The sequence below is a fragment of the Neorhizobium alkalisoli genome (assembly GCF_002968635.1).
Lineage (GTDB): Bacteria > Pseudomonadota > Alphaproteobacteria > Rhizobiales > Rhizobiaceae > Neorhizobium > Neorhizobium alkalisoli.
Genome location: NZ_PVBN01000008.1, coordinates 158,417 through 172,813, shown reverse-complemented (window position 1 = coordinate 172,813; position 14,397 = coordinate 158,417). Strand labels below are relative to the sequence as shown.

Genomic DNA, 14,397 nt, shown 5'->3' with positions numbered 1-14,397 from the left:
AATCCTCACCCAAGGAGTTTCCGCGCCGCAATGCAAGGTGTGGAATGATGAGTAAGGCAACAGAAGTCGACGAAGTTCTGTGGAGTGCTCCCGTCAGAGTGCGTGTCGGATACGGATTTCCCGAAATGATCCGAGGCCCCAGGGAAGCGCTTGATTATCTCAACTGGCGCTGGCCCATCCGGGAAGGCACTTATTATCTCAAGGCTCTCAAGGAATGTGCAGCCGCGCTGCAGCGAAAGATCCCGCTTGAAAGAGTTCGGGAAACCTTCGTCCTTGCGAGCATCGAGGCCAAGATGCTGAGCTGATCGGCAAAGGCCTGCAAAAACGATCCGCTTCGGCAAAACCGACGAAGGCACCAGCCAAAGGTTACGGATGTCTTGCGCCGAAGCGGTCGTTAACCATGGTCATCAAGGGCTTCTTTAAAGGTTTTCCTTAAATTCGGTGAGCGATGGCGATGTTGCCATCAATATCCTTATGAGAAGGGTCGCCATGACGGCGATGATCAGTATGAAGCTCACTGTCTCCGACGCCTTGGCGGCGTGCGCGACCATAGCGTCGCTTGTCGGCATCCTGTATGTCGTTCATCTCTTCATGACGTTGTTCTGATACCCGCGGCGACGACTACGCCGGCCAATAGAAATCCGCGCGGAAATCTGCGGGAATCTCGCCCAATCTGCCGATGGCGTCCGCTGCGTAACCGATTTGCATCGCGAGATACCTGATCTCGCGGGGGATCGGGATGCCCGTGAGCTGCTCCCGGTTGCGCCACCTGTCATAACCCGTTGCCTTGCGTCGCCTCTCGGCTTCCCGCAATACAGCGTCTCGCGTCGGCGCCTCGTCTTCGACCGCATAGGCAGCCGGCGACGGACCGGCGCCCATCCCGCCCTCGATCACTCTGAACATCATCTTCGCCCCACGTCTTCTATCCCGCGATTCCTCTGAGAATGTGCCGCTTTCCTTGCGAGATCCCTAAAGTAGCGAGACGACTAAAAGGGTGTTAGAATTCCCATATGGCCCCGTTGGGAGACGTCGGGCGGACATGCGGTAGAGGAGACCGACATGCAATATCTGGAATTCATGACATCGCTGAATCCCGTGGTGGTGGCGATCCTCGCCATCGTCCTGGTCTGCGGCGCCTATGACCATTGGCTGGCGCCGAAATAAAGGGCTGCCGCGCCGAAACCAGGATTCTCGCTACCCGATAACCGCCGATGCGGGTGAGCGGCCTTTGCTCGCAAACCGAATGCTGCTATGCATCCGGCCCGGTAGAGATTGCGCGGAGCACCAGCTTGGACGGAAGCATCGAATTCCAGGATAACTCGACCTCCTTGAGCGGCACCTTGCGCCAGCTCATCAACGGCATCAGAGGGCAGTCGGTGACGCTGCGCGAACTGATGGATGCCGTCGGTGAACAGGGCCTGCTGCTCATCTGTGCCGTTGCCTCGCTGCCCTTCCTCATTCCTGTTTCGATACCAGGGGTCAGCACCGTTTTCGGCGCGGCGATCATCCTCATCAGCCTTGCGATTACCGCAAACCGCCTGCCCTGGCTGCCGAAGAAGATCCTCGACCGCCAGCTCGACACCAAGAAGCTCGTGCCTGCGCTGGAAAAGGGCGTCAATATCGTTTCACGGCTCGACCGGTTCCTGAAACCTCGCCTTTCGGCGCTCACGACCGGCAAGTTCGTCAACCGGCTGAACGGGCTTGCGATCACCCTGGCAGGCGTATTGCTGATGTTCCCGCTCGGCCTTATCCCGTTCTCGAACACGCTGCCGGGGATCGCGATCCTCCTGCTGGCAACCGGGATGATCCAGCGCGACGGCCTGATCGTGCTGGGCGGCTACCTCTTCAACGTGATCACCGTGATCTATTTCGGCGTGCTTGCCTATGCAGCTTTCAGCGCCGGCCAAGGGCTCGCGACTCTGCTCAGCTGAAATTGAGGCGGTCGCCCGCTCCTCATCTGTCGGCCTTGCGGGCCTGCCGCCTCGCCCACCAGACGGCGATGCGGCGGCGTTGACGCCGAACAATCGGCAGGTCGTGCGAGAGAACCAGAAAACCGAGCGGCAGCATCCAGAAACCGAGGATCGGCAAAAAGCCGAGCGTACCTCCCACGATCAGCGTCAGGCCGATAATGACGCGGCCGATGCGAGAGCGAGGCATGGGAATCTGCCAGCCGCCCAGCGCCAGTTTGCCGCTTTGTGGGTCCATTCCGAATCTCGTCGACTTCCGCTCCTCAGTCACCAGAGCTCATTCTCCTTATTTCCAAAGGCTGCGTTTCCGAGCAGATGGGGCTTAAACGGGGATAAAACAACCAAGTTCGATTTTTTTGCAAAAAGCGCTTGGCAAAACGGCAAAGCATTTGTATTACCCCGCTCACACCGCCACCGAGCGGTTGATCCCTGGTAGCTCAGCGGTAGAGCATTCGACTGTTAATCGACAGGTCGCCGGTTCGAATCCGGCCCGGGGAGCCAGTTTCTGAAATAAGTGCCTGTTGTCGCTGTATTCCCCGATAGCGGGCACTTACTTCCCCCAAGTCTCCCCCGTTTTCTCACATGCCCTCGCCTTAGCTGTCGCTTCAACCATGTCGACTCGTTGCGTGGTGCCGATGGATTCGACGGCGTCGCGGCAAGAACCTGGCGAATCGTTCGATCGGCAAATCGGAAATCGGAAATCAAATGTTTCCCTTCGCGGATAACTTCCCCGGCCATCCGTTCCGGCTTCGGCAGCAATCGCGTCGATCTCAGCGCACGCAAGTGTTCACTCGATTGCCATTAGGTAGGGTTTGCACAGAGGCCTGTCGTCCTCTGCGATGTGCTCCGCGTAACTACGTTCCCCGGGGGCGGTTCGGCTTCGAGATATCATTCGGGGCCTGGATGCCACCGCCGATATGGTCGACGAATTTCTCAAGTTCAAACTTGTAGGGCAGTTCAGCGGCACCCCGCGCATCAATCTGCATGTTCATGATTATTCTCTCGGTATTCAAGATGTCGTCGATCTTGGATGCAGCCTACCGCCCTCGTCGACATGGGCTACGTCATCGGCAATGCTGACGTGCCGTCAATGAAGTGAACCGCGGGTCCAGCAGGCGCTGCAGAAGATCTGCGAGCGCTACGGGGAGCGGGATCACCTTTTTTGAGGAAACCATGGACTATCTGATTTCAATTGGGCGGTGTTATCCGCCGGCGCGCCGGGGCTAGTCGCTTGTAGGTTAGGCCCAGCGAGCCACATCTCCAACATTAAGGGCCGTCATCGTCCACAGATGCCTGTGCCCACGGAAGTACCGAAGGCTTCGTCGTCGTGTAGTCCCGGCGAATGTGAACGTTCGCGGAATCTAGCCCTCCGACCAAGTAGGCTGGAGCCGTCTCGCCGCCGAAACGGAAGTTACACGCTGAAAACTTGACCCATACGTCGGATAAAGTGCCACCGCTTTCTTCAACCCGAATCGGGGAGTAGATGGCACCTTCGATGTTCGTTCGATCGAAACCTACCCCAACGCAGGTAATGTAGCACGCGCCGTCACCAAGGATGTAGATGCCATTCCGATTACACGGGCCGATACTGCCTCCGTTGAAGACGATATCATAGATTGGGTTCGCCGCGGTGGGCCGAATCATGATCGCGTTGCGGTTCAGGCGGAGGTCGGCCCCCTTCTTGATACCGACTGCAGAAATATTCGCGAAGGTGGTTTGTCGCGATCCAGCATGAAGATCCAGAAGGCCGCCAGCAAGTGTCGCCCCGATGCTGCTGATCAGGTTTGAGAACTTCGACCCGCCCGGCGAAACACCTATAAACAACGGACCTCCTCCGATGTCGGAAAGCCAATCGCTCGCAAGAATTGGCCCGCAGTTCAGCGCGTTTGCTCCAATATTCCGGATGCCCGCGGCCGCACCGTGCATTCGGATTTCGTGGAACTGGTACGCCCTCATTGCGGTAACTGGAGTATCATTGGATTGCCCGCTCTCAACCCAAGACACCGGGAAATCCAGATCGCCGAAAGATACTTTGACGTTACCGCTTGTGATGTTGCGCAGCTTGAGGCCTCGGCCGCTGTGGTAGAAGAACCTTGCGCCCCCTTCGTGACCGATGCCCTCCAGGTCGGCATCGATGTCGACCGCGGATCCAGCCGGTCTTTCAAAATGGAAAAGCGTGGTGGCTTTGTTTCCGCCACCGCATTCGCAGAAGAAGCCGGAGGCTTCGAAGTTCGAGCCACAGATATTGAACAGGAGTGGCATTTCGTCATCCACCACGGTGATCTTGCTGCTTGCCCGGTCACCGACGCGCGAAGCCATAACCGAAGATATGTTGGCGCCGGAATAATCCACATTGATGGTATCACTGACACGGAGAAGTGCGCCAGTAACATCGATCATCTCACCACTGCTCATCGCCGACTGAAGCGCGACCGTATCATCGCTTCCCGACCCGACGCGGCTTTTCCCGACGCCGAAGGCATCCACATGCCAAAGACGAGAACCCTGGTTAAGCCCAGCTCCGCGAACAGTCGGCGCAGCCGTAGAATCTTTGACATTCATCGCCAGAAATCCCGCGCCGGCGAACTTCAAAAAAGCGCGTCTGTTTTTCATATGCCGCCTTGTCCACTTGCCTGTTCGTCTGCGTGCCTAACTAGCAGGCACCAAGTCGAGCTCGCTTCAGGCATACGGATGAATTGACCGAAAAACAACGCCTGAGAACCCTGGGTGTGTGCGACGCTGCGACAAAACGCTGAGACGTTCGCCGCCTTCAATTGCCTTCACTGTCCGACGTTATCGATTACGGCCTGAGCCCACGGCACAGCAGAAGGCTTTGTTATCCGCAGATGAACGGCCGCCGGGTTGAGCCGCCGAGGATGTGGCAGGGCGCGTGTTCTCCGCCGAAGCGGAGGTGAGGATGGATCCCTCTCCAGGAGCCAGTTTCTGAACAAAAGCGCGCCCGACGGCGCGCTTTTGTCGTTTTAGCCGCTTTCCGCCTTATCGGCGGTTTCCTCAGGTTTTCGGCATACCTTCGGGTCTCAGCGCCTTTTTGAGTGCGGCGATGCGGAAGATGGCGTTTGGGGCACCGTAGCCTTTGTAGCCGCGCCGTTCGACGATCTCGAAGAAGAAGCCCTCGCCATAGGTCATGCTGTAGAGCTGGAAATATTCGCCCTGCTCGTCGCGGTCGTAGAGGATGTTGTCGGCCTTCAGCTTCTCGGTGAGCGCCGGATCGAGCCCGAAGCGGGCTTCTGCGTCACCGTAGTAGTTGGGGGAGATGACCAGCGGCCGGAAGCCGTTCTGTTTGAGCGCCTCGGCAGTTGCAAAGATGTCGTCGGTGGAAAAGGCCAGGTGCTGAATGCCAGAGCCGAACTTTTCGGCGATGAAGTGACCGGCGAGCGTGCGGCGGTTCTCCGCCCCGTTCAGGGTGATCCTGAGCGTTCCGGAGGCATTTTCCACCACCTGGCTGCGCACCACCCCGGCCGGGTCGATGATGTCGACCATCGGGGTCTTCTGGGTGTCGAAGATCGAGGTGTAGAACAACAGCCAGGTCAGCATTTCCTCGTAGGCGACCGTCTGGGCGATATGATCGACATGCGACAGATGCGCCGGCACCACCTCGGTTCCTGTCGCTGCCTCGTCGCTGACGGGGGTAAAATCGATCTCGGAAAAGCGGCCGAGCTCGCTTTTGTCGTCGAGCAGGTAGATCAACCCGCCGCCGACGCCGCGGATCGCCGGGATCTCGACTTCGCCCGGGCCGACCGGCTGCTCGAACCGTTCGGCGCCGAGCACCACCGCACGCGCGAGTGCGGCTTGCGCATCGTCGACGACGAGCGCCGTCGCATAGGCCGAGGTGCCATGCACCGCAAAGGAGGCGTTGGCAAAACCTCTGTCCTCGGTATTGACGAGCAGCCGGATGTCGCCTTGGCTGAACAGGCTGACCTTCTTCGTCTTGTGGACGCCGGTCCTGCGAAAGCCGAGTGTCTTCAAGATGGCGGCAAGATCGGCCGCGTCCTTCTCGTCGGCGGAAAATTCCACGAAGCCGACGCCCTTGACCGCGGCCCGGTCCGGCATGGCCGGCACCGTCAGGCTGGCCGCATTCGGGCTGCGGCGTACCCGGTCGCCGAGATGGATCAGCGAGCGGTAGCCATCGGCGGCGATCGCCCGGGGCTGCCCGCCGCGGAACTGGTCGTTGAAGATTTCCAGCGAGAAATAACCGTCATAACCGGTTTCGGCGATGGCGGTGGTAAACGCCGTCACCGGCAGATCACCCTCGCCCGGCATATTGCGGAAATGCCGGGACCAGTAGAGCAGGTCCATGTCGATCAGCGGCGCATCGGCGAGCTGGACGATGAAGATCTTGTCCTTGGGGATGGAGCGGATCGAATTGATGTCGATCCTCCTCGACAGCGTGTGAAAGCTGTCGAGGATCAGGCCGATATTGTCGTGGTCGGCACGCCGGACGATCTCCCAGGCATCGCGGTGGTCGTTGATATGCCGGCCCCAGGCGAGCGCCTCGTAGCCGACCCTCAGCCCGCGTCTGGCCGCCCGCTCGCCGAGCTCGTGGAAATCGGCCGCCGCCCGGTCGATGCCGCCAAGCGAAACGGGCGAGACGTTGGAGCAAACCAGCACCAGATCGGTGCCGAGCTCCTGCATGACGTCGAACTTGCGTTCGGCGCGGTCGAACGTGCGGGAGCGAAGCGGCTCAGGCATGCCCTCGAAATCGCGGAACGGCTGGAACAGCGTGATCTCGAGCCCGAAATCGCGCACCATCCTGCCGACATCCGCCGGACTGCCGTCAAAGGCCAGAAAATCGTTCTCGAAGATCTCCACCCCGTCGAACCCGGCCTTGGCAATCGCCTCCAGCTTCTCCGGCAATTCCCCGCTGATCGAAACCGTCGCTATCGAGGTCTTCATCGCTCTCCCACTCCTCCAAATCCACAAGCCGTAGACCCAGCACAGCCCAAGCATTCAGGCCCGCATCCACATCAAACGCATTTTGTACTAAATAGTACGTAACATCAAACGAGAAGAAAACGAAGTCCGCTGAGGGCCGCATCACCGCCTGGTGACCGACTGCAGCCAAGGTTCGGATCGCGGCCTGACCGCCGCTGATTGCCTGAAGCTAAAACGTCAGACGGTCGGCCCATGCCCGAACCGTTTCCGCCATTTTGGCGAGATGATCGGCGGTCGAGAAACCGGAGATCGTCTTGCGCGGCTTGAGGTCGTGATCCCCATCCTCCAGCCAGAGGATTTCGATGCTGTCCGACAGTTGATAATCGGACACCTCTTCCCTTGTGCCGAATTCGTCGCGTGTCCCCTGGCATATCAGCGCAGGCGTCTTCAGAGCCTTGAGATGCTGCGTGCGAAGCTGATCCGGCTTGCCGGGCGGGTGAAAGGGATAACCGAGGCATAGGAGACCGGCCACCTTGCCCTGGGCATGAAGATCGTCGGCAACCATGCTCGCGACCCGGCCGCCCATGGACTTTCCGCCGATAATCAGCACCTCCGTGTTGCCGATCTCATCGATCACGGCCCGGTATTCCGGATTGAGGATTTCGGCTTTCGGCGGCGGCTTTCGGTCGCCGGACGTCCGGCGGGCTCCCATGTAGCCGAACTCGAAGCGGACGACGCGAAAACCTTTGGATGCGAGAGCGCCTGCCGCCGCAGTCATGGAGACTGAATCCATCGGCGCGCCCGCGCCGTGCGCCAAAAGGATCGTGACAACGGAATCGCTCGGTCCCTGAATGAGAAATCGTTCCTGCATGGCGCCTCTTCCGCAACTGATTTCCGGAACCCATAGCAATCATGATTCGCCGGCGGCAAGGGAATCATCAAGCCTGACGGCGCCGCCCGAAGACGCGCGCAATCTCCAACCACATCTTCGTCCCGTTCCACTGGCTTGCTGCCATTTTCGGATAGACAATCGCGATCAGCGGGTGCAAATTTTCATGCGTAGGCGGGGAACCGTTTGACGCATTGCGCGTTTATTACGGTTGGTATCCAGGGAGGAGACACACATGCCGCAGACAAGCTGGCAAAAACCGGTTCGCGTTGCATTCGGCCATCTCGGCACAGAGGTCATCAACGGACCTTTCGAGGCGCTGGTTTTATTGACCGATCGGTGGCCGGATATGCGCGGGCCGCATTTCGTCAAGGCACGCAGCGTCTGCCGGGCCGCGCTCGACGGTCGCAGATCACCGGAAGAAGCGCGCCAGCAATTCGAGCAGGCAGTCAGTGAAGCGCAGCTTCACCTGAACTAGACGCCAAGCCGGTGATCCACCGGCTTTTCTTTTGCCGCTCATATGCCGAGGATGTCACCCACTAATCTCGGTATCGGGCCGGAAAGAGAAATCGGCGCGAACAGGATGGAAAAGCAGATACACGGCGCGTGGCTTGCCGCGACCGGCCGATGGTCCAGCGTTTCATCGGCAACCGAGACATCTCCCGCTGCAAAACGGCCGCGATGGTCGTTGAATTCGCCCTCGATCACCAGCGTCAGCTCCAATCCCTTGTGACCATGGTGGGGAAGCGCTCTGCCCGGGCGCAGCCAGAGAAGGCTGGCTTCCACGTCCTTGGACTTTTCGATGACATGCTGCCTGAAGCCGGGCAGCCTTGTTTTCCATGGGATCTCAGCAAGATCGCCCCCCAAATAGGATCGCAGGAGAATGGGAAGACCGGATTGGGGATGTCCAGGCTTTTCGCGTTCGACCACCGGCAGGCGTGAAGTAAAGATCTCTTTGAGGCTTTGATCCCGATGCGACATTGCCAATGGTTCGCTGTCGGCCAAAGCCCTCCCCGCAAACTCCTCCAGCACATCTGCAAGGCGCGCTGCCGCAGGTTGCATTTCCAGATAAGAGCCGACAAGCACATCGGCCGGTCTGGGAAGAGCGCCGGCCACGTAGTGGGCGAGAAGAAGGTCTAACCTTTCCAGGTTCAGCAGCATGTCCAAAGGCCAGTTCGTAAGTGAAATTCACGCTGCGCGAAAATCATGAATGACACGGTTTAGTATGAGCTTCAATTGAATTGATATACGTACGGCAACGGTTTTGGATTACTGTTTCCGCGATATTAAAATCCGAAATTTCATCGGACCGCAGACACGGGAGCTGACCTTGCGATAGCCCCCATAACCGCCTCCGCTCGGCCAATCGCCGATCGAAGATGGATTTTACCGGCGCCCACTCTTTCCGGAAACATAATTTCTTGCTCTCCGGCGCTTGCCCGCCGAAAAGACCGGTCTTAAATCAGCATGGAACAACAAGGTAGCCCGATGACCTCCCACTCCTCTGTCCTCGACGTGATCGGCAACACGCCCCTTCTCCGACTCAAAGGTGCTTCCGAAGCGACCGGCTGTGAGATTTTCGGAAAGGCCGAATTCCTTAATCCCGGACAGTCGGTCAAGGATCGCGCGGCGCTCTACATCATCCGCGAAGCGGAGAAGAAGGGACTGCTGCGGCCCGGCGGCGTGATCGTCGAGGGTACCGCTGGCAATACGGGGATCGGCCTGACGCTGGTCGCCAAGGCGCTCGGTTACCGCACCGTCATCGTCATTCCGGAAACCCAGAGCCAGGAAAAGAAGGACGCGCTGAAGCTTTTCGGCGCCGAACTCGTGGAAGTGCCTGCCGTCCCCTACAAGAACCCCAACAACTACGTGAAGATTTCCGGGCGCCTCGCGGAAGAACTTGCCAAAAGCGAGCCTGCTGGCGCCATCTGGGCCAATCAGTTCGACAATGTGGCAAACCGCGAGGCTCACATTCAGACGACGGCACCGGAAATCTGGGATCAGACCGGTGGCAAGGTCGACGGCTTCATCTGCTCCGTTGGCTCCGGGGGCACGCTTGCCGGCGTGGCCGCAGGTCTCAAGGCAAGGAATCCGAACGTCAAGATCGGCATTGCCGACCCCGAGGGGGCAGCTCTCTATGAATACTACGCCCACGGCGAGCTGAAAGCGGAAGGCTCGTCCATCACCGAAGGTATCGGCCAGGGCCGCATCACCGCCAATCTCGAAGGCTTCACGCCCGATTTTTCCTACCGCATTCCCGATGCCGAAGCCCTGCCGCTGATCTTCGACCTCGTCGAGAAGGAAGGCCTCTGCCTCGGCGGATCGACTGGCATCAACATTGCCGGCGCCATCCGGCTCGCCAGGGACCTCGGCCCCGGCCACACGATCGTGACGATCCTCTGCGATTACGGCAACCGCTATCAATCGAAGCTCTTCAATCCCGAGTTCCTCAAATCGAAGGGCTTGCCGGTCCCGGCTTGGCTTACCCAGAAGCGGCACGTTCCCGTCCCCTTCCAGACCGCCTGATACAGATAATCGAGTGATCTATGCCCGTTGAAATCCTCTACCGCGACGACTTCTACCTTTCGACGACCGAAGCGGTAGTGACGGCCATTCACGAGGATGGCGGCATAGAACTCGACCGGACCTGTTTCTATGCCACGTCGGGAGGCCAGCCCGGCGATACCGGCTTTTTAGAACGGGCCGACGGGGCGAAAATCCAGCTCGGCCAGACGAAGCACGGCGCCACCAAGGAGACTGTGATCCATGTGCCGCTCGCAGGCGAGCCGCAGCCGCTCGTCGGCGAGAAGCTGACGCTTCATGTCGACTGGCCGCGCCGCTACAGGCTGATGCGCATGCACACCGCCTGCCATCTGCTGTCCGTCGTCTGCCAATATCCGATTACCGGTGCCGCGGTCGGCGAGGAGGAATCGCGCGTCGATTTTGACATGAGCGAGACGATCGACAAGGACGAGGTGACGGCGCGACTGATGGACCTCGTCAGGCAGAACCATCCGGTCTATGTTCAATGGATCACCGACGAGGAGCTCGCTGCCAATCCCGGCATCGTGAAATCCAAGAATGTCCGGCCGCCGATGGGGATGGGCCGCGTCAGCCTGGTCTGCATCGGCGAAAACTCCAGCATTGACAGCCAGCCTTGCGGCGGCACACATGTCTCCGAAACGCAGGAGGTCGGCGCGATTCACATCGCCAAGATCGAAAAGAAGGGCAAGGAGAACCGCCGTTTCCGCATCCGGTTCGGCGAGCCCGGCACAGAGGGCTGACCCAGCCCCAAGGGAGAGTTACATGAGCGGAACCAGCCGTTTCGTCGTTTCGTCCGAATGGCTTCAGAGCCAGCTTGGCAGCCCCGACCTGAAGATCGTCGACACCTCCTTTTATCTTGCCGCGCAAAACCGCAACGCTGATGCAGAATATGCTAGCGGCCACATTCCAGGCGCCGTGCGGTTCGACCACGACAAGGTGGCCGATCACTCGACCGGACTTCCCCATATGGTGCCCTCGCCCGACCTCTTTGCCGAGACCGTCGGCAAGATGGGAATCCGCGAGACGGACCGGATCGTGATTTACGACGGCCCCGGCATCTTTTCGGCGCCCCGCGGCTGGTGGCTCTTCCGCACCATGGGCGCCCAGAACGTCTTTATCCTCGATGGCGGCCTGGACGGCTGGAAGGCTGAAGGCCGACCTCTCGACACGGCCGTTCCCCAGCCCGAAGCGGTGACGTTCAATACCAATTTCCGGGTGGACAAGGTGATCGATTTCCAGACGATGCTGTCGATCGTCAGCGACGGCTCGCGGCAGATCGCCGACGCCCGTTCGTCCGGCCGCTTCGCCGGAACCGAGCCCGAACCCCGGGCGGGGTTGCGCTCCGGTCATATGCCCGGCGCCCGCAGCCTTCCTGCCGGTACATTCTCGGCGAACGGCAAGCTGCGTTCATTGCCGGAGCTCAGAAAGGCGATCGAGGATGCAGGCATCGATTTCGGCCAACCGGTGGTGACGAGCTGCGGTTCGGGCATCACCGCGGCCATCATCACACTTGCGCTGGAATCTCTCGGCCATGAGGACAACGCGCTTTATGACGGCTCCTGGACGGAATGGGGCAGCCGCGAGGACGCGCCTGTCGTCGGCGGACCGCCTGACTCCAAAGTGGCGTAAGGCGATGGCCAGGAAGCCAACTCCACTCAAGGCCCATGTCACGCAACTGGAAATGACCGCACCGCCGAAGGCCAGCCTGCCGGTACCTGTCAATCTCCAGACAGCGATCATCCGCGCCTCGGATATTCCACTGCACTACTATCGTTATCTCTACCGGCAGGTGGGAAAACGCTGGCACTGGTACAATCGGCTGAAGATGAGCGACGAGGAGCTTGCCGCGGCGATCCACGATCCGCGCGTCTCGGTCACCGTGCTCTACGTGCATGGGGCGCCGGCAGGTTTCTTCGAACTCACCAAGGAAAGCGACGAGATCGTCGAACTCTCCTATTTCGGCCTGTTCGAACGGGCGATCGGGCTCGGCATCGGAAAGTGGTTTCTGCTGCAGGCGCTCTACGTCGCCTGGCAGGACAATCCGCAGAAGGTGACGGTCACCACCAACACGCTCGACCACCCGCGCGCCCTGCAACTCTACCAGATGATGGGCTTCTCGCCGGTTTCCACCTATGAGGCGCTGGTGATGCCGATGACGGATGCGGAATTGCTGAAGGCGCTGGACGCCTGACATTCACGCAAGAAACGGGTGGTTTCCCGGTTCATTCAGGCGCATTTCAAGGCAAATCCAAAAGGAGTTTGCCATGACCATCGCCTTCATAGCCATGCCTGCCGAGGATGCCGCCCAGCTTTGGAATGGCGGCATTGACGCCTACGGGCGCCAGCCCGAAACAATGGTCTCCGACGGCCCGGGTCACCCGTGCCGCCATTGCCTGAAGAATATCGATGCGGGCGAGGAACTTTTCGTCCTCGCCTACCGCCCCTTCCCCGCGCTGCAGCCTTATGCGGAAACCGGACCGATCTTCCTGCACAAGCGGCCGTGCCAACGTTATGCCGCCGAAGAGATCATTCCGCCCATCCTGTCGAGCACCGACTATATCGTGCGCGGCTACAGCCACGAAGACCGCATCGTCTACGGAAGCGGTGCGGTCACGCCGACGGAAAAGATCGCGTCGCGGGCCGCGGAACTGCTCGCCCGGGAGGATATCGCCTATGTGCATGTCCGTTCGGCCCGCAACAATTGCTATCAATGCCGGATCGAAAAGACCGAAGCAGGGGCATTCGTGAATACCGCCCAGACTATCTGAGCGGATCGGCGATATGAAAGACAACATCGCCAGAACACTCGTAGAGCGCATGTTCGCCGTTGAAATGGCCTTCATGGGATCGAAGCATAGGGATGTGGGTCAACTCGCGGACGCTTTCGCGGAGGACGTGGTCGTCCGCGAACCTCACTCGCTGCCATATGGAGGCAACTGGATCGGCCTCGACGGTATCTCAGCGCTCATCACCAGAATGAGCGATGTCTGGAGCGATATGAGGATCGACGATCTCGAGGTCACTGGATCGCCCGAGCGCGTATATCTGTCCTGCGAGCTTACGATGGTCTCGCGGGTGAGCGGGAAGACCACAATCCAGCCGTTCTGCGAGCGGCTGGATTTCAGGGACGGGCGCCTCGTCGAGGGCATCCCGTTCTACCACGATACGCAGGCGCTGATTGACCTGATCGCGCCCGGCTGACGCCGCCATCCGAAACGATGCCGGCTCATGGCGCGGCGAACGACGGCGCGCCATGAGCCAAGAAGCGTTCAATCGTCCTTCTGCTCCAGATCTTCCGCGATCTGCAGCAGGAGCTTGACGATTTCGCCGGCCTTCCGCTCGTCTCCTTCGAGCTTGCGGGCGATCACTTCCCGCAGGTTCAGCATGGCCGCATCGACGCTGCGCGGCAAAGTCGGACCGTTGTCCCTGCCCCGCTCCTGCCGTTCCTGGCGCTGCTTGATGCGCTCGGCGAGCTGGGAGAGCCGGTCGAGGATCATGGCCGCAAAACTGCGGTTCTCATCCAGATACTTGCGGCCATCCTCGGTGATCACGTAGCGCTTCTTGTTGCCGTCGGCCTCGGCCAGGACGTAACCCGCTTCCTCTAGATATGTCAGCGTCGGATAGATCACGCCGGGGCTCGGCACATAGAAGCCATAGGTGAGATCCTCGATGTGCTTGATAATCTCGTAGCCATGGCGCGGTTCCTTTTCGATCAGCGCCAGGACCACCAGACGCAGATCGCCCTGCATCAGAAAGCGGCCGATGCGGCCATCACCCTCGTCGCCGAAACCGCGACCTCCACCGGGGCCGCCGCGGCCGCCGGGACCGCGGCCAAATCCGCCGCCAAAGGCTCGCGCCGCAAACATCTCCTCGAAACCCCGGCGGCCCCCGCGTTCGCCGCAGCCGTTTCGCCCGTCAAACCTGTGCTTGAACATTTTAGTTTCCTTAGACTGTCTTCGATATATCTAAAACTAGGACAGACCATCGCCGGCGTCAAGGAGTCCGATATATCTAAATCATATCTTTTCACCAATGCGGTCAAAAAAACGCCGGACCCGGAAATCCGACGCTTTCTCTCCTGCGATCTCAACTGCCTGGATGCCA

The 14,397-nt window shown here is 59.8% G+C and carries 17 protein-coding genes and 1 tRNA gene; 10 read left to right on the top strand and 8 right to left on the bottom strand.

What is annotated here, in order from left to right; all coding sequences use genetic code 11:
• The first annotated feature begins 47 nt into the window (after positions 1–47).
• Complete coding sequence (locus tag C5L13_RS18370; protein WP_158693476.1) at positions 48–305, top strand: DUF982 domain-containing protein; 258 nt, start codon at positions 48–50, stop codon at positions 303–305.
• 316 nt (positions 306–621) lie between these two features.
• On the opposite strand, the gene C5L13_RS18365 is transcribed toward C5L13_RS18370, so the two are convergent.
• Entirely contained in the window at positions 622–906 is a 285-nt protein-coding gene (locus C5L13_RS18365; RefSeq protein WP_105384714.1) for a hypothetical protein, read from the bottom strand.
• A gap of 383 nt (positions 907–1,289) precedes the next feature.
• Here C5L13_RS18365 and C5L13_RS18360 point away from each other — a divergent pair, with 383 nt between their 5' ends.
• Entirely contained in the window at positions 1,290–1,931 is a 642-nt protein-coding gene (locus C5L13_RS18360) for an exopolysaccharide biosynthesis protein (protein ID WP_245571339.1), read from the top strand.
• A gap of 22 nt (positions 1,932–1,953) precedes the next feature.
• Here the strand turns inward: C5L13_RS18360 and C5L13_RS18355 are convergent, their stop codons facing one another.
• Positions 1,954–2,205: a hypothetical protein gene (locus tag C5L13_RS18355; protein ID WP_105384712.1), complete on the bottom strand. Its 252-nt coding sequence runs from the start codon at positions 2,203–2,205 to the stop codon at positions 1,954–1,956.
• Positions 2,206–2,393: 188 nt separating this feature from the next.
• Between C5L13_RS18355 and C5L13_RS18350 the strand changes: the two genes are divergently transcribed.
• A tRNA-Asn gene (locus C5L13_RS18350) sits at positions 2,394–2,468 on the top strand.
• 353 nt (positions 2,469–2,821) lie between these two features.
• On the opposite strand, the gene C5L13_RS28780 is transcribed toward C5L13_RS18350, so the two are convergent.
• The 4 genes from C5L13_RS28780 to C5L13_RS18335 form a co-directional block, all read right to left on the bottom strand.
• Positions 2,822–2,959, bottom strand: a complete 138-nt coding sequence (locus C5L13_RS28780) for a hypothetical protein (protein WP_158693475.1) — start codon at positions 2,957–2,959, stop codon at positions 2,822–2,824.
• Positions 2,960–3,233: 274 nt separating this feature from the next.
• On the bottom strand, positions 3,234–4,580 hold the full coding sequence (locus tag C5L13_RS18345) for a hypothetical protein (RefSeq protein ID WP_105384711.1): 1,347 nt from the start codon (positions 4,578–4,580) through the stop codon (positions 3,234–3,236).
• Between the two features lie 399 nt (positions 4,581–4,979).
• On the bottom strand, positions 4,980–6,881 hold the full coding sequence (locus C5L13_RS18340) for a bifunctional sugar phosphate isomerase/epimerase/4-hydroxyphenylpyruvate dioxygenase family protein (RefSeq protein ID WP_105384710.1): 1,902 nt from the start codon (positions 6,879–6,881) through the stop codon (positions 4,980–4,982).
• A gap of 208 nt (positions 6,882–7,089) precedes the next feature.
• Positions 7,090–7,731, bottom strand: a complete 642-nt coding sequence (locus C5L13_RS18335) for an alpha/beta hydrolase family protein (protein ID WP_105384709.1) — start codon at positions 7,729–7,731, stop codon at positions 7,090–7,092.
• Positions 7,732–7,984: 253 nt separating this feature from the next.
• Between C5L13_RS18335 and C5L13_RS18330 the strand changes: the two genes are divergently transcribed.
• Positions 7,985–8,227, top strand: coding sequence for a DUF982 domain-containing protein (locus C5L13_RS18330; protein WP_105384708.1), 243 nt, complete (start codon positions 7,985–7,987; stop codon positions 8,225–8,227).
• Positions 8,228–8,265: 38 nt separating this feature from the next.
• Here the strand turns inward: C5L13_RS18330 and C5L13_RS18325 are convergent, their stop codons facing one another.
• A complete protein-coding gene (locus C5L13_RS18325) occupies positions 8,266–8,910 on the bottom strand; it encodes a ChrR family anti-sigma-E factor (RefSeq protein ID WP_105384810.1) in 645 nt (214 codons plus the stop codon).
• Between the two features lie 327 nt (positions 8,911–9,237).
• Between C5L13_RS18325 and C5L13_RS18320 the strand changes: the two genes are divergently transcribed.
• From C5L13_RS18320 to C5L13_RS18295, 6 genes are all read left to right on the top strand, one after another.
• Entirely contained in the window at positions 9,238–10,275 is a 1,038-nt protein-coding gene (locus C5L13_RS18320; RefSeq protein ID WP_105384707.1) for a cysteine synthase A, read from the top strand.
• A gap of 20 nt (positions 10,276–10,295) precedes the next feature.
• On the top strand, positions 10,296–11,033 hold the full coding sequence (locus tag C5L13_RS18315) for an alanyl-tRNA editing protein (RefSeq protein ID WP_105384706.1): 738 nt from the start codon (positions 10,296–10,298) through the stop codon (positions 11,031–11,033).
• 22 nt (positions 11,034–11,055) lie between these two features.
• Positions 11,056–11,922: a 3-mercaptopyruvate sulfurtransferase gene (gene sseA / locus C5L13_RS18310; protein ID WP_105384705.1), complete on the top strand. Its 867-nt coding sequence runs from the start codon at positions 11,056–11,058 to the stop codon at positions 11,920–11,922.
• A 4-nt stretch (positions 11,923–11,926) separates the two neighbouring features.
• Entirely contained in the window at positions 11,927–12,484 is a 558-nt protein-coding gene (locus C5L13_RS18305; protein WP_105384704.1) for a GNAT family N-acetyltransferase, read from the top strand.
• Positions 12,485–12,557: 73 nt separating this feature from the next.
• On the top strand, positions 12,558–13,061 hold the full coding sequence (locus C5L13_RS18300) for a DUF1203 domain-containing protein (RefSeq protein WP_105384703.1): 504 nt from the start codon (positions 12,558–12,560) through the stop codon (positions 13,059–13,061).
• Between the two features lie 13 nt (positions 13,062–13,074).
• Entirely contained in the window at positions 13,075–13,494 is a 420-nt protein-coding gene (locus C5L13_RS18295) for a nuclear transport factor 2 family protein (RefSeq protein WP_105384702.1), read from the top strand.
• Between the two features lie 68 nt (positions 13,495–13,562).
• On the opposite strand, the gene C5L13_RS18290 is transcribed toward C5L13_RS18295, so the two are convergent.
• Positions 13,563–14,228, bottom strand: coding sequence for a PadR family transcriptional regulator (locus C5L13_RS18290; RefSeq protein WP_105384701.1), 666 nt, complete (start codon positions 14,226–14,228; stop codon positions 13,563–13,565).
• Between the last annotated feature and the right edge of the window lie 169 nt (positions 14,229–14,397).